General features: G+C 56.3%; 8 protein-coding genes and 1 pseudogene. 1 reads left to right on the top strand and 8 read right to left on the bottom strand.

The features are described 5' to 3' along the window. Positions 1-13 precede the first annotated feature (13 nt). On the bottom strand, positions 14-493 hold the full coding sequence (locus AOA61_RS11405) for an Imm26 family immunity protein (protein ID WP_099601769.1): 480 nt from the start codon (positions 491-493) through the stop codon (positions 14-16). A gap of 407 nt (positions 494-900) precedes the next feature. Then, a pseudogene (locus AOA61_RS11400) lies at positions 901-2311 on the bottom strand (RHS repeat-associated core domain-containing protein); the annotation flags it as partial. On the opposite strand from AOA61_RS11400, the gene AOA61_RS11395 reads away from it, so the two are divergent. Continuing rightward, positions 2300-2545: an HU family DNA-binding protein gene (locus AOA61_RS11395; protein WP_099601850.1), complete on the top strand. Its 246-nt coding sequence runs from the start codon at positions 2300-2302 to the stop codon at positions 2543-2545. The pseudogene AOA61_RS11400 and the gene AOA61_RS11395 sit on opposite strands and share 12 nt — an antisense overlap. 106 nt (positions 2546-2651) lie before the next feature. On the opposite strand, the gene AOA61_RS11390 is transcribed toward AOA61_RS11395, so the two are convergent. The 6 genes from AOA61_RS11390 to AOA61_RS11365 form a co-directional block, all read right to left on the bottom strand. Beyond that, on the bottom strand, positions 2652-3239 hold the full coding sequence (locus tag AOA61_RS11390) for a hypothetical protein (RefSeq protein WP_099601768.1): 588 nt from the start codon (positions 3237-3239) through the stop codon (positions 2652-2654). 35 nt (positions 3240-3274) lie between these two features. Next, entirely contained in the window at positions 3275-7738 is a 4464-nt protein-coding gene (locus tag AOA61_RS11385) for an RHS repeat-associated core domain-containing protein (protein WP_099601767.1), read from the bottom strand. Positions 7739-7890: 152 nt separating this feature from the next. Next, on the bottom strand, positions 7891-8901 hold the full coding sequence (locus AOA61_RS11380; RefSeq protein ID WP_099601766.1) for a hypothetical protein: 1011 nt from the start codon (positions 8899-8901) through the stop codon (positions 7891-7893). A gap of 6 nt (positions 8902-8907) precedes the next feature. After that, positions 8908-13317, bottom strand: a complete 4410-nt coding sequence (locus AOA61_RS11375; RefSeq protein ID WP_099601765.1) for an RHS repeat-associated core domain-containing protein — start codon at positions 13315-13317, stop codon at positions 8908-8910. Positions 13318-13329: 12 nt separating this feature from the next. After that, on the bottom strand, positions 13330-13761 hold the full coding sequence (locus AOA61_RS11370; RefSeq protein ID WP_032884442.1) for a DcrB-related protein: 432 nt from the start codon (positions 13759-13761) through the stop codon (positions 13330-13332). Positions 13762-13776: 15 nt separating this feature from the next. Then, positions 13777-15717 carry a type VI secretion system Vgr family protein gene (locus AOA61_RS11365; RefSeq protein WP_099601764.1) on the bottom strand — a complete coding sequence of 647 codons (1941 nt, stop codon included), beginning with the start codon at positions 15715-15717 and terminating at the stop codon, positions 13777-13779. Between the last annotated feature and the right edge of the window lie 23 nt (positions 15718-15740).

Genomic DNA, 15740 nt, shown 5'->3' with positions numbered 1-15740 from the left:
GGTACCATTGAAACTAAGCGCCAAGCATGAACTTTATTTGATCGTCCTGTTTTGGGCTGTAGGCGGGGTAGTCCTGTGACGCAGCATTTGAGACAGGGCTGGTGTTGCCAAATATGTCGACTTTTTTACGGTTTTCTTCTGCACCATAAACGAAATAAAAGTTGTCTACGTCGCCAGGGATAAATTCGGGGCCTGAACCGATGATTCGCCACTCGCCCGATATTTTTTTATCGAACAGACCATAACTGTCCAGCACAACGGGTGGAATTATTCTCTTTGCGGCGCTTATCTGTTGCTCCGAAACAGTGGGTTCAGGCAGAAACAGGTCATAAATTTCTGCTGTGTGTCCGACGCTGACTTTGGCAATTATCCGTCCGAAGCAGTAACGGCCTTTACTCACTTCAAAGCAGAAGACATCCCCAGGCTTGATTGAGCGCAGTACCGTTCTTGGCTTTTTTTCCCAGCCGAATAATTTGAAATTACTCAACGACATTTTCCTCCTCCTCTTTTTCCTGGGCCGGAATTTTTGCTGTTATAGGCATCTGTAAAGTACTTATGGCGACCTCGTTCACGCGTGGTGTTGTCGTGATCGAAGGAGTTGTATTTATTGCCTCGGTTGGTGGCCGATGGGCTTTCGCCGATTATCCCGTTCTTGGTTTGATAGCGTTCGATATAGGCTTGTTCATAACCCCTGGCTTTCCCATAAGTGATGTCCTCATCAATCGGGATCAAACCGGTTTTTCTCGTTCCGGTCAGCCTTCCAGAGTCAACATGTTCTGCCGTTCTTCGATCAAGGTCGTTGGTGATGCCCACGTAATAGGGGTCGCCGACAGGCTTACCATTTATGTCCAGATCATACAGGCCGTATACGTTGTAGCCAGGAGCGTCAACTGGCGTCAGGCCTAGCGGATCGATATATCCGACAGGATTTTTCGCATACTGGTAAAGATTTATTCCTCCCGCCAACCCTATCGGATCAGGCGTGGTGAACCGGCCGATGTCGGGGTCATAAAATCGAAACGTGTTGTAATTCAGTCCCGTTTCTCGATCGAAGTACTGCCCCTGAAACCTCAGGTTCTGTTCTTCGATGTAATAAGGTTCCCGGATTTCTTCTACCGTATTACCCCATACCCGGTAACTGGCCTGCCATAGTGCATGCCCGTTGGACTCGGTCAGCAGTTCGGGCAGGCCATTGAGGTCATTGTGGTAATAACGCACTTTCGACAACGTACCTACACCGTCAACGCGTGCTAACGGTTGGTAGCCACTGCCTTCGTATAAGTACAGGCTGGTCTGCTGGTTACGGTTCTCAAGCAGCAATTGCAAACCGCCCCATGTGAAGCGGGTCTCCCCAAGGACGTAGCCGTTACTGTCATATTCACACTTGGCGACCCGTCGTCCCACCGGGTCGTAAGTCATGCGCACAATGGTTTGGCCGGCGCTGCTTTGATTGACGACTTCAACCAAGCGATGTTCTGCGTCATAGCTGAAGTGCTGTGCGCCTCGGCTAGCGCTACGCTTCTCGATCAGCCTGCCAAACCCGTCATAGCGGTATCGCTTGTCTTGATAGGTGAGCAGTTGGTTATTAACGACCAGCCCGGCACCTGTGGCTGGACCATCGAGTAAATTGGCTGCAGCGTCGTAGGCAAACGTTTCACGTTGTCCACCCAGGCTGTCCTGGCTGGCAATGATGCGGCCGGTGCAGCAGTTGGCGATGCTGCGTGGTGGGTTGCTGGTCGAGTTTGCCGATCAGGTTGTCGGCGGGGTCGTATTCGAAGTGCTTCTGTATCGCCGCCGGTACCAACGCCGGCTGGCTGGTGTGGCGGCGTTGGCGTGAGCGCAGGCGGCCGCTGCGGTCGTACTCGCTGCGGGTGCTGATCTGGCCTTGGGTGCGCAGTACTTCACGGTGCAGGCGGTCGCGCTCAAAGTCACTGATGACGTGGCCGTCGAGGTTGATCTGATGCAGATGACCGCTGCCGTAATGTAGGCGATTGATCCAGCGCCCATCGGGCAGTTTGCTTTGGATCAGGTTCCCCAGTTCGTCGTAGTGATTTTGCAACGAGCCCGCTTGGCTCCGTTCTTCCAGCATTTACCCGAGAGCGTCGTACGAGAACCCCAGTGTCTGTGAATGACCGCTCGTGTCCATGAAGTGGACGCGAGTCAGTTGGTCCAACACATCGTAGGGGTATTGGGTGTGACCATCATCTGTCACCTTGGCGCTCAAGCGCCCCATTGCATCACGCTTGAGTCGATGAATAATGGGTTTTACAGCTATTTCCGGTACCAGCCCAATGGTGCTATGGCCGGCAGGATCCGTGTCAAAGAACAGGCCAACCGCGTCCTCAACGCCGTTCTCGAAGAAATCACCGGCGCCCTGCACCGCAAGGACAGCGTCACCCTGGTTGGCTTCGGCACCTTCCTGCAACGCCATCGTGGCGCCCGCACCGGCAAAAAACCGCAAACCGGTGAGCCTGTGAAAATCAAGGCGAGCAACACCGTTGCATTCAAGCCGGGTAAATCGCTGAAAGACACTGTTAACGCGTAATTGCAGTACCGTCTCGACAGGGGGCGGGGGTGGTAGAAAAAATGGGCACGCCGACTGGGTTGGGTGCCCATTTTTTAATGCTTCAAACCACCTAAACACTGCTTGTCTATCTCAACGGCAAAGGCAGTCGTCGGGTTAAAGGCCTGAGGTTTTCACGATCGTTCCAGAGCCCCGGAAAGACTTCATATTTCAAATCATCCCGGTTAACACCGGTATCGAAGTAGCGACACAGTCTGTCGCTGAGGTCCTCATCTCCCCACATATTGGTCAACTCATACTTTTCGATAATGTCGCGACTGTCCGAAAGTTGCAGATCTTCCTTTAGTGCAGGTACCAGGCTGTAGTCAGCATCGCAGTCGATGCCGAGGTCAACAAGATCAGCATCTCGAAACGGAAAGCCACCCTCAAAGCTGACGTGGGGCCTGAGCCAATAACGCTCATGATCCGAAAGGCTAAATGGCGTGACGGAAATTAGTTTTTCCGTTGCCAATCTCTGGGTCACCACCTTGCCGACAAAACCACTGAACAGGATCATACTCTTGTCCAGCGCAAGATCGGTCCAGACGCCGTCCACGCTTCTCACATCGTAGAAGCGCATGACGGAGTTCTTGATCATCTGGCCTACGGTGTATAAGTCATCTCGCAATTTGAGGCTGACTAGATCGCCTTCCTTCCAGAGGATGCGCTTGGCCATGGGCCCACTCCATTTTCAATAGTCATTGATGATATTCACGAGCAGCGGCCTGCTCGCGCACCTCTGCTTTTGCCGGCGACTTTGACAGGGGCTTTGCCCTTGGTTTTATTCGCGGCTTTTATGCGTTTATCCAGTGCTTTGCCTGAGTCTGTCTGAGACAAATGTTTATCCGCCGCAGCCAGGTATTCTTTCCTTCGGCCATTTCCTTTGCCGACCGGGTTTTGTGCGTTGGCGGTTCCATCTTTTCCTCCCAAGCCTTCATACACTCGTTGTTCCAGCCCTCGTGTAGTGTCCTTGCCATCCTGGCCGTAGGCGGTATGCAGGACTTGAGGTGCTTGGCCGCCAAAGCGATCGAAATTTGACCCGTAGCGATAGTTCAATACGTCTGAACCTACCTGTTTGCCTTGCATGCTGGCATAACCGACATAAGGTTTGCCGGTCGCTTTGTCGACGCCCAGGTAGGTGATATGAGTCGCTGTGGTTGGACTGCCTGCCAGCCCCCACGCATCACACCAGCCCATCGGATTAGGCCCGTACTGATAGAGGTTCAAGCCACCGGCGAGTCCTATGGGGTCCGGCGTGATAAACCGACCTATATCGGGGTCGTAAAACCTGAACGTGTTGTAGTGCAAACCGGTTTCCCGGTCCAAGTATTGCCCCTGAAACCTCAAGTTCTGTTCTTCGATGTAAGAAGACTCTCTGGTTTCCTCGGCAGTATTACCCCAAGCGTAATAACTGGCCTGCCATACGCGGTGCCCATCGTGGTCCGTCAATTCGTGCGGCAGTCCGTTAGGATCGTTGTGGTAGTACCTGATTCTTTGCAGTGGGCCGAGGCCATCAACACGTGCCAGTGCTTCATAGCTCCCATCTTCATAAAGATAAAGGCTGGTCTGGTTATTACGGTGCTCTTGTATCAGTTGCAACCCGTCCCAGACAAAACGAGTGGTACCAAGCGTATTACCGTTGCTGTTTTGTTCGGTTTTTGTAATCCGACGACCTAAAGGGTCGTAGGTCATTGTGATGACAGTTTCATTGGCGGCGTGCTGATTTCGTATTTCGACCACTCTGCTTTCAGCGTCGTACTTGAATAGTTGAACGGCGCGACGAGCACTACGTTTTTCAACCAGGCGACCGAAACTGTCATACCGGTAACGCTTGTCTTGGTAGGTTATTAATTTGTTATGTACCACCAGGCCTACACCCGGCCGGGGACCATCCAGAAGGTTGGCCGCTGCGTCATAAGCAAAGCTTTCCTGCGTCCCATGTATTGGATTCTGGCTGGCAATGATGCGATCAGTGGCGTCGTAGTGAAACGACTTTTGGTGTGCAATTCCTGCTTTTTGTTCGTGGCGGGCGATCAGGTTGTCGCTGGGATCAAAGTCGAAGTATGTCGAGCTCATTCCCGTCAGTGGTCGCGGCAGGGTACTTGGATACCGTACACGAGCGCGCAACCGCCCGCCCCGATCATATTCAGTGCGGGTGCTGATCTGACCTTGTGTGCGAAGTACTTCACGATGCAGGCGGTCCCGCTCGAAGTCACTGATGACTTGGCCATCGAGGTTGATCTGGTGCAAATGACCACTGCCGTAGTACAGACGGTTGATCCAGCGACCATCGGGTAATTGGGTCTGGGTCAGATTGCCCAATTCGTCATAGCGATGTTTCAAACTGCCGGCCGAGCTTTGCTCTTCGAGTGGCTGGCCGAGGGCGTCATAGCGATAACTCAATTTTTGTTCGTTGCCCTGGGCGTCCTTGAACGTGATTGCGATCAATTGATCCAGGAGATCGTATAAATAATCCGTGCGGCCATCGTCGGTGATTTTGACAACCAGGCGCCCGGCAGCGTCACGCTCCAAACAGTGAACAATAGGCTGTTCAGGGAGACCTGGCGCATTGCTGTCGTGAGGTGGTAAAGCAGTGACGCTGGTGATGCTGTTCAATGCATCGTAGTCATAGCGATGGGCGCTGCCATCTAGGTCGCGCTGCTCGACCAGGCGATCATTGGCATTCCACGTGAAACGATAACATTCGCCATTCTCATTGGTCAGTGCTTGCAGCCGTGCGTAGCTGTCATAGCTGAATTGCACTTTGCGGCCGTGCGCATCCGTGCGCTGGCGAATGCGCCCGCGAGGGTTGTACTGATAATGAGTCGAGTGGCCTGACGGGTCGGTATGGACCGTCAATTGTCCACAGGCGTTGCGTTGAAAATACTCGATACGACCATCTGGCAACTGCTGGCTGAGCATCCTGCCCATCGTGTCGTATGTGAAGGTTGTTCGTTCCCCTAGCGGGTCGGTAATGACCTGCAAATAACCGCGCTCGTCATAACTGAAACGCGTCGGGTAACCCGAACAATCAATATGCTCAACCAACTGCCCGAACGGGTTCCAGCGCATCTTCTTGCTTTTGCCGGTGGCGTCGATGATCTCCACGACCTGGCCGTGATCGTCATAGCGGTAGCGGGTGACGTAGCCCAGCGGATCGGTTTCGGCGATGCAGTTGCCGCGCTGATCGTAGCGATACGCCCAGCTATTATCGGCGGCGTCGGTCTCCACCAGCGGCAGTGCCCAGTGCTCAAGCCACAAGGTCGAGTCGCTGCGGCCCAGCGGGTCGGTCTCGCCGATCAGGTTGCCGGCGTCGTCGTAGCTGTATGCAAAGCGCCCGCCCAGCGGGTCGGTGGCGCTGAGCAATTGGCGCTCGTCGTTCCACTCGAACCGCCAGGTTTGCCCGAGGTTATCGCAGTAGCGAACGATCTGGTGCTGGGTGTTCCAGTGGCGGCTACTGACGCGTTGCAAGCCGTCGGTAATCCGCGTGATACCGGCCTGCAAGTCATAGTCGAACTGGTAGGCATCGCCTTCGTCGGTCCAGTGCCGGACCACGCGCCATTCCACGTCTTCAACCAAGGCCCATTCGTAGAAACAGCGCAGACCGGTCGGCAACTGGTGCTCGACCATGCGCTGGCCGGCATCGTAGCTGAAGCGCCGCTGCACCTGGCCGGTGGCGTCGCGTACTTCAGCCAGATTACCGGCGGCATCATAGCTATAGCTGACCAGTACTTCGCGGCGTTGATCGGGGTAAAGACGTTCGAGCCGCATCACGTGGCCTTGATCGCGGATCAACTCCACTTGCACCAAGTCGAACGTATCGCGCAGCCGGATCAGCCGCCCGGCTTCGTCGTAATCAACATGGATGCGGTTGTTGTTGCGGTTGCCGAGCTGGCTGAGGCGCAGCAACGCCGGGTTGGCGGAAGGCTCAAATAAGCGATACAGACCGTCATCGCTTTCAATCAGCAACTGCCCGTTGAGGTGTCGCCGCACGGCCAGCCCTTCACCGGCGCTGAACACCGCGCCGCCCAGGGGAATACTGCCCATGTCGATAGGCCGGCCCTGTTCATCGGTGTAGACCAGCGTTTCGCCGCCCTCGGGATGGGGACGAATTTCGACGCACACCTCATACGGCACGCTCCAACCCGCACCGAACAAACCGCCCGTGCGTTCGTCACGGCTGTTGTAGAAACGCTGCCAATCAATCGGCAGGATGCCAGGCAGTACGAAATCCAGCTCATCATCGCCGCCCAACACCTTGGCGCCGGTGGCCGCATGCACCGGGTTCGACGAGCCCATCGCCGCGTTGGCCATGGCCCCCATCGCACTGCTCACGGCCATCGAGGTCGCGCCGCCGATCAACATGCACGGCAGCTTGCTGAAGAACTTGCCCTTGCCACCCTTGAGCATCAACAACGCCGTCACCGCCAGCCCCACACCCGGGGTCTTGCCGCTGCGAATCTCGCGCACCACCACCGAGCCGCCGCCGATGGTCACGTTCGATGAAATCAACCCGGACGACACCACGGTCGCATCGCACGTACTGCGATCACCACTGCGCACCGCCGGCTGGCCGTTGATCGTGACCTTGTTCGAGCCCTCGGCAAGGAACTGCGGTGGCATAGGAGGGTGCTTCATGCACACCACCAGGTCCAGCGGCTTGGGCACGGCGCCGGGAGCGGGGGTTGCCACTGTAGGACGCCACATCTGCGAGAAGAAACTCTCGGCCATGTCCAGGTAGCTGGCTTCTGGCTCAGGCTCGGGTTCTTCCAGCTCGGTGCCGGCCGGCGCGACGTGGGAGCTGATCGCCCCGGCGGCACGGGCGGCGGGGATGTTGTTGGTGAGGGTGTCGGTGGAGCCCGTGAGAATGTTCGCCTGCACCGTGGGCGGGAACAGCGCATTGCTGAAGCTATCGCATAAATTCGTCAGACCTTTATCTGCCCCCGTCTTGCTCATGGCCAGGCCGACAATCGTGCCCACCACCGCGCCCAGCAGGAAGCAACCCAGCCCGCCAGTGGCGACGGTAATGCCGGTGGCCGCAACCACGGCCGCGGTCGCCACGGCGGTGATCGCGATATTGGCCGCCACCTCCAGCACACCGCCAAGGATGTCGGCCATCATCGAAGTGTGGGAAAGCGCATCCCCCATCCGGGCCGCCCATAGGGCATCAGACATAGGCTGCTCTGCTGGGCCAATCGGTGTTTAGCACGTTACCTTCCATAGTCACAGGATCCTTGTGTTTTAAGGCATACAGGTCAATGCGGTCTTCAGGCGCTTGATCAGGATAGGGTTGCCCAGACAATCCAATGGCCTTGACGGCGTAGCGGCTATAGCGAATATAAAATGTTGTAGAACACGGTTGGGCTATCGTTTATTGAGGAAAGATCGTGATCTGTCAGAATATTCCTGAAGCATTCTTTTTTGACAGACATCCGGCGAGAGATGATTGCTTGCACCACTTTTTCGAACACGGCTTTATCACGGGTATGCTTTTTAAGTCTCAATATTTCTTGAGGTTTATTTTTAATAATATAAAAGGCGTAGTTCATTAGGATGATGTTGGAAACAAAAAGATTGTGTGTGGATTGAAGTGGGTTGACCGTATCAACGATAGCGTCAAATAACGTTTGCCTGTCGTTAGCGTAAGCATGCAGAAATACATCTGGATACATGAATTCGCTGTGGCAATCATTAAATCGGAAACGATAATTCGTGTCGTTGGGTTTTGTCAGTAGTGTAATAATACTTTTTTGGTAGTCTTTTAAGACGCTAAAGATTACATTTTCTTTTCGGTCGTCGGCCTTGATTGCCTGATAAATCAGGTCAATAACGTCCAGTAGTGGGGTTGGCCCTAGAATATCTGCGTTTAGTATCAGTTTATTATTTTTGATGCTGAAACGCTTATAAATTTCGTCTTCAATGCTCAGTTCGAAAAGCAGGGATTTGAGTATGTGGTTTTTGAACTGTTCATTCGCATCGATCTGATTGTTTTTCAAAGTGATCAATTGAATTATATAGAAGAAGATAAAGTAGTCTTTATTGGTCCGTTGACGGTTGTCTATTTCAAGTAAATAACCGAAGCGTGACAGGACTGACAGGAGGGCATAACAGTCCGGTTCTGTGAAGCCGAGCTTCGACATGGCTTTTTCGAAGGTACTGATGGAAAACAGGTCATGCCAGCGGCTCACATAAAGCGTAGTCCCATTGAGCTTTCTGGCGGCGACAGAGAGTAGAGAAGGCTCATCTTCTCGGTAAAAAACATCACCGAACTCTGTCGGACATGGCCGGATGTTCAGGAAATTTTCAAGCTTGTATGAAAGGAGGTTGAACAGGTCCATTTTCCGCTATCCGCATGTCTTCCACTTTCCGTTCGGGCCTTTTTTCTCGACTCGAAAGGAGGTAATGGTTTTGTTAAATTTGTCGAGTAATCGGTTACCGATTCCTTTTGCCTTGGGTTCATTCGTTTTTGACAGCACGCCATCTTTCAACCCTGTCTCTTTATAGTCAACGTCAGAAATGTCCTTATGATTGTTGAGCATGCTGACCCCTTCATTGTTGACTGTGGCCACTACCCGATACTGTTCCTTTCCAGGGTTGAAGCCGGGGTTGCTGTCATGATTGACCCAGATGGCTTTCTCACCCCTAATATTCGGAACCAAGCCCCCCTTACCGCCGTTGGCAGCCTTAGAGGCGACAGTTTCGCTTTTGCCCATGTAGCGAATGATTTCGTCCTCTTTTAGTCCGAGCGGATCGATCCAGGTGAATGGATTCGGTGCATAGCGATAAAGATTGAGGCTTCCTGTCAGACCCAACGGGTCGGGGCTGGTGAAGCGTCCTATGTCTGGGTCATAGAAACGAAAGGTGTTGTAGTGCAAGCCTGTTTCCCGGTCTAGGTACTGCCCCTGGAAACGCAGGTTCTGTTCCTCAATAAAGTAGGGCTCGCGGGTCTCATCGACTGTGTTGCCCCAAACCTGAAACTCTGCATGCCATAGCGGGTGACCGTCACTTTCCGTCAACGCGTGGGGCAGCCCATTGGGATCGTTGTGGTAGTAACGAATTCGTTGACCTTCACCAATACCATCGACCCTAGCCAGGGGCTCGTGACCATTATTGAGGTAGAGGTACAGGCTGATTTGACTATTTTTATGCTCTTTCAGTAATTGCAGGCCGTCCCAGTCGAAGCGGGTGTGGCCTATGAGCTGCCCTTTGCTGTTATGTTCGGTTTTCTCAATCCGTCGTCCCAGCGGGTCATAGCGCATTCTGACTACGCTTTCTCCCTCTGGTTTTTGCGTTCGGACTTCGATCAGCCGGTGATCAGTGTCATAGCTAAAATGCTGTAAACCGTGTCGTCTGCTGGATTTTTCAATCACTCTCCCGAACCCGTCGTAGCAGTACCGCTTATCCTGATAAGTGATCAGTTGGTTATGCGCTACCTGCTCTGTAGAACCGGATGAGCTGTCGAGAAGATTGGCAGCGGCATCGAAGCAAAATGATTCGTTCTGAGTTTGGCGGCCTCCCTGGGTTGCACGGATCCGCCCTGTCATATCGTAGTGCAGCAGTTGGCGTTGTTGTCCTTGTGGGCCCCGTTCGAGACGACCCACAAGATGGTCGCTGGGATCGAACTCAAAATGTATTTGTTCGGGCGCTGGCATCAAGGCCGCTAGGCTGGCATGCCGATGTTGGCGAGTGCGTAAGCGGCCGCTGCGGTCATATTCGCTTCGCGTACTGATGTGGCCTTGTGTCCGGATGACCTCTCGATACAGTCGATCATGCTCGAAGTCGCTTATTACATGGCCGTCGAGATTTAGCTGATGCAAATGGCCACTGCCATAGTGCAAGCGGTTAATCCGGCGGCCATCAGGCAATTGCGTCTGGATTAGATTGCCGAGTTCATCATAGTGATGCTTCAGGTTCCCGGCGGTGCTCTTTTCTTCGGTGAGATAACCCCGCGCGTCATAAGCGAAGCCCACTCGTTGTTGGTTGCCGTCGTTATCGATAGCGATTGCTTCGACTAACTGGTTCAACGGACTGTAGCGGAAGCAGGACTGTCCATCTGGTGTGATTCGGGTTGTCAGTCGGCCCATCGCATCCCGTTGCAGATGCTGGACGATAGTTTTTTCATTGGTCTGCTGACCTGTTCGCATCGCCGCGATGGTCTCGACTCTGTTTACGTTATCGAGGGCATCGTATGTATAACGTTTCGCGCTGCCATCAAGGTTACGCTGCTCCGTCAACCGATCCCCATCATCCCAGGCAAACCGGTAACGTTCCCCGTTCTCGTTGACCAGCGCTTGCAGCCGACCAAAGTTGTCATACCCGAACTGCACTTGCCGGCCATGGGCATCGGTGCGTTGGCGCACCTGGCCCCGGCGGTTGTGTTGATAGCGCGTGGTGTGGCCGGCCGGGTCGGTATAAGCGGTCAGTTGGCCGCTGATATCTCGTTGGTACTGCTCGCTACGGCCGTCGGGTAATTGGCTGCTGAGCAAGCGGCCTTGGGCGTCGTAGTGGAATTGGGTACGTTCGCCGAGGGCGTCGGTGATGACTTGCAAAAAGCCCTGCTCGTTGTAGCTGAACCGGGTCGGGTACCCCGAGCAATCGATGTGCTCGATCAGTTGCCCGAACGGGTTCCAACGCAGCTTTTTGCTTTTACCCGTGGCGTCGATGATCTCGACGACCTGGCCATGGTCGTCATAGCGATAGCGGGTGACATGGCCCAGCGGGTCAATGGCGGCGGTGCAGTTGCCGCGCTGATCATAGCGGTAGCGCCAACTGTTGCCGGCGGCGTCGGTTTGCGCCAACGGCAGGGCCCAGTGCTCCAGCCATAACGTCGAGTCGCTGCGCCCCAGGGGGTCGGTTTCGCCGATGAGGTTGCCTGCCTCGTCGTAGCTGTATTCATAGCGGCCGCCCTGTGGGTCGGTGGCGTTGAGCAGTTGGCGCTCGTCGTTCCATTCGAACAGCCAGGTCTGGCCGAGGTTGTCGCTGTAGAGGATGATCTGGTGTTGGCTGTTCCAGTGCCGGGTGCTGACACGCTGCAAGCTGTCGGTAATGCGTGTGGTGCCGGCCTGCAAGTCATAGTCGAACCGGTAGGCATCACCTTCATTGGTCCAATGTTTGACCACGCGCCATTCCAGACCATCTATCAGGGCCCACTCATAAAAGCAGTGCAAGCCGCTGGGCAACTGGTGCTCCACCATGCGTTGCCCGGTGTCATAGGCAAAGCGCCTTTGCACTTGGCCGCTGGCATCGCGTACCTCGGCCAAGTTGCCGATGGCGTCGTAATCGTAGCTTGCGAGTACTTCTCGGCGTTGATCGGGGTAGACGCGCTCGATGCGGGTCACGTGGAGTGGGTCGCGAATCAGTTCGACCTGAGTCAGGTCGAAGGTGTCGCGCAGCCGCACCAGGCCGTCGGCCTCGTCATAATCGAGATAGATGCGGTTGTCGTTACGGTCACCCAATTGGCTCAGGCGCAGCAGCGACGGGTTTGTCGGGGTGGGCTCGAACAAGCGGTACGCACCGTCGTCGCTTTCGATCAACAACTGCCCATTGCGGTTGCGCCGTACAGCAAGCCCCTCACCGGCGCTGAACACCGCGCCGCCCAAAGGAATGGTGCCCATATCGATGGGGCGCCCCTGTTCGTCGGTGTAGACCAGGGTGTCGCCGCCTTCGGGATGGGGCCGGATTTCGACGCACACTTCGTAGGCAACGCTCCAGCCCTTGCCGAACAGCGTGTTACGGCGTTCATCGCGGCTGTTGTAGAAGCGCTGCCAGTCAATCGGCAACAGGCCGGGTAGGACGAAATCCAGTTCGTCATCGCCGCCGAGCACCTTGGCCCCAGTGGCCGCATGGACCGGGTTCGACGAGCCCATGGCGGCGTTGGCCGCCGCGCCCATCGCACTGCTCACAGCCATCGACGCCGCCGCGCCGGCCAACATGCACGGCAATTTGCTGAAGAACTTGCCCTTGCCGCCCTTGAGCATCAGCAGCACAGTCACTGCCAACCCGACCCCCGGGGTTTTGCCGCTGCGAATCTCACGCACCACCACCGAGCCGCCGCCGATGGTGACGTCGGGGGAGATCAGGCCGGAGGACACCACTTTCGCATCGCAGGTGCTGCGATCGCCGCTGCGCACCGCGGGCTGGCCGTTGATGGTCACCTTGTCCGAGCCTTCGGCCATGAACTGCGGCGGCATCGGTGGGTGCTTCATGCAAAGCACCAGGTCTTCGGGCTTAGTTTCTGTACCTGGCGCAGGCGAAGCCACGGTGGGGCGCCACATCTGTGAGAAGAACTCGCCGGCCATGTCCAGGTAACTGGCTTCGGCTTCAGGCTCTTCTTCCGGAGCCTGCATTTCCAACTCCGTGCCGGCCGGTGCTACATGGGAAACAACCGCCCCGGCAGCACGGGCAGAGGGGATGTTATTGGTAAAGGTATCGAGGGATCCTGTGAGGATATTGGCCTGTACCGTCGGTGGGAACAGCGCGTTGCCGATGCCCTCGCATAAATTGCTCAGGCCCTTGTCGGCTCCGGTCTTGCTCATCGCGAGGCCCACCACCACGCCGACTACTGCGCCCAGCAGGAAGCACCCCAACCCGCCCGTGACAACGGTGATCCCGGTGGCGGCCACCACCGCCGCCGTGGCCAGTGCGGTAATCGCGATGTTCGCCGCCACCTCCAGCACGCCGCCGAGAATGTCGGCCATCATCGAGGTATGGTCGAGCGCATCGCCCATCCGGGCCGCCCAAAGTGCGTCAGACATGCAGGCCGCTCATCAAAGCGCGTCGAACGACAGCGAGTTCTTGATCAACGCCCAATGCGCCGCCTCGGCATCACCCAGCTTATCCGCCTTCACATAACTCAACGCGAGCATCTTGCGTGTGCCCGGTATCACCAGGGCCAACTGATACTGGAACACCTTGTCATTGCCCTTGTTGAACTGGCTGCGCAGCTCGATGCCTTCGACCTCTTGCGCGGCGCCCAGGCGCACATCGACACCCGGTTGGTAGCGCAAGTCCTGCACCTGTTTTTCCAGGCGCTGGAGTTGGTCGTTGAAGTTGCTGTGCAGGGTTTCGCCTTCGGCCAGCAGGCTGCGGCTGACGATCAGGGACGTGCCCAGTTCGGGGAACTTGAGGATGTTGATCGTCGCGTCCTGCAACTCACTGGCGGGCAGTTGAAACTGGAATTCGTTGATTCGGTACGTCATGGCAAACAGGTCTCGTCAGGAGCTTTTAGGTGCGGGGAACGCTGCCTTGATATTGGCGTCAATGGCGCCTTTCTGGCCTTGGCCATCGGGCGTGGCGCCGGGGCCGCCGCCGTTGTTCAGGTGCAGCACGCCGCCGGTGTTGAACTCGGCATCGCCGCTGGCGTGGAAGCTGATATTGACGCCGCTCAGGTTGATCTGCCCGCTGGCGTTCAACTCCAGAATGCTTTTACCGCAGACCAGGCGTAGGTTTTCGCCCACTTCAATCACGTAGCTCTGGCTGATACTGTCGGTTTTCCTCTTGCCCACAGAAAGGATGTCTTCCTGCTTGACGATGCGCACACGGTTATTCCCAATCGTCACCGTCTCGTCATGCCCAATGCTCTTGTTGCGGTCATGCCCTACCGAGTGACTTTCGTCCACTTCGACGACGATGTCCTGGTTACGCTCGGCATGGATGTACAACTGCTCCAACCCCTTCTTGTCCTCCATGCGGATTTCATTGAAGTTGGCCGGCGTGCCGCCCTTGCTCGAACGGCTTTTCATGCCGCTCTGGGTCGCGTTTTCCGGCAGGTCGTACGGTACGGTCTGCTCAGCGTTGTACACGCGGCCGGTGATGATCGGCCGGTCGGGGTCGCCTTCGAGGAAGCTTACAATCACTTCCTGGCCAATCCGTGGAATCTGCATCGAGCCCCAGTTCTTGCCAGCCCAGGACTGCGATACGCGAATCCAGCACGAGCTGTTTTCGTTGGATTGGTCGTGGCGGTCCCAGTAGAAGTGCACCTTTACGCGGCCGTACTGGTCGGTCCAGATCTCCTCGCCTTTGGGGCCCACAACCAAGGCGGTCTGCGGGCCTTTGACGATGGGGCGGTGGGTGTTGGCCAGCGGGCGGAAGCTTTGTTGGGCGTCGATGCAGGTCAGGCTGCTTTCGAACTGCGCCGAGCCTGAGCCGCCGCCGCTTTCCAGGCTTTCCTGGACGATGTAATAGCGACAGCCGACGATCAGGTATTCGCGGTTCTGGTCCTGGCGGCTGAAGCCGGTGAGGCTGAACAGGTGGCCAGAACCTAGCCCGCGCGCGTTGCCGGCGAACTCGATTTGCTCATGCAGGGTTTGCAGGGCTTCGATGCGGGTGCGCGCGTAGTGTTCGCCGTCGGCGCTTTGCACGTAGGTGCCGGGGTAGTCGTACAGCGGGTAGTCGCCGGCAGTGTGCGGGCGCGGCATGGCCGAGCGCACGTCGATGCTGGCGCTGGGGCGCTGGAAGTCGTAGTCGTTGAGCTCCAGGGAGCCCGGTTGCACTTCCTGCGCCAGGTGCCAGTTGTGCATGTGGTCGCGTTCGCGCTGCTGCTCGTCCTTGGGGTAATACGGGATAGACGCGTAGCCTGGCACCGTGGTGTGGGCGCCATAGGCGTCGGCCAGCACCAGCACGTGACGGTCCTGTTCATGGCGGAAGAAGTAGTAGATACCTTCCTGCTCCATCAAGCGGCTGACGAAATCGAAGCTGGTCTCGCGGTACTGCACGCAGTATTCCCACTCGCGGTACGGCCGGCTCAGGGCGTCTTCGAAGTCGGAAAAACCCAGGTCGCGGAACACCTGCTTGATGATCTGCGGGATGCTCAGGTTCTGGAAGATCCGGCAATCGGAGGTGCGGCTGAGCAGCCAGAACCACGGGCGCAGCGTCACCTGATAACTGGCGAACTGACCCTGATCGATGTTCTGGCTGCAACGCGCGACGATGCCGTGGAAGTGCCGCTCGCCACCGTCCGCCAGTTGCACGCCGACGCTCATCGGCTTGCCCAGCAACTGGTTGAGGTCGATGTTGGCGTCCAGGGACGTCAGTTGCAGCTCATAGTTGAACAGTCGGCCCAGCTCTTCGCCGCCGCCCATTTCATTGAGCAGCAGCACATCCGGCCCGAGGGGGCTGGTGATCTTGGCCAGGCGTGAGGCTTGGTTGAATAGCATCGGGCGTCTCGAAAATGACTAAA

Origin of the sequence: Pseudomonas sp. 2995-1, assembly GCF_002742505.1 — a bacterium.
Classification (GTDB): Bacteria; Pseudomonadota; Gammaproteobacteria; order Pseudomonadales; family Pseudomonadaceae; genus Aquipseudomonas; species Aquipseudomonas sivasensis.
This window is presented reverse-complemented; position numbering and strand designations above follow the sequence as displayed.

Bases quoted from the DNA above. Each gene is read 5' to 3' on its own strand.
- AOA61_RS11370 (WP_032884442.1), bottom strand. From the start codon at position 13,761: ATGACGTACCGAATCAACGAATTCCAGTTTCAACTGCCCGCCAGTGAG.
- AOA61_RS11375 (WP_099601765.1), bottom strand. From the start codon at position 13,317: ATGTCTGACGCACTTTGGGCGGCCCGGATGGGCGATGCGCTCGACCAT.
- AOA61_RS11380 (WP_099601766.1), bottom strand. From the start codon at position 8,901: ATGGACCTGTTCAACCTCCTTTCATACAAGCTTGAAAATTTCCTGAAC.
- AOA61_RS11365 (WP_099601764.1), bottom strand. From the start codon at position 15,717: ATGCTATTCAACCAAGCCTCACGCCTGGCCAAGATCACCAGCCCCCTC.
- AOA61_RS11395 (WP_099601850.1), top strand. From the start codon at position 2,300: ATGGCCGGCAGGATCCGTGTCAAAGAACAGGCCAACCGCGTCCTCAAC.
- AOA61_RS11405 (WP_099601769.1), bottom strand. From the start codon at position 493: ATGTCGTTGAGTAATTTCAAATTATTCGGCTGGGAAAAAAAGCCAAGA.
- AOA61_RS11385 (WP_099601767.1), bottom strand. From the start codon at position 7,738: ATGTCTGATGCCCTATGGGCGGCCCGGATGGGGGATGCGCTTTCCCAC.
- AOA61_RS11390 (WP_099601768.1), bottom strand. From the start codon at position 3,239: ATGGCCAAGCGCATCCTCTGGAAGGAAGGCGATCTAGTCAGCCTCAAA.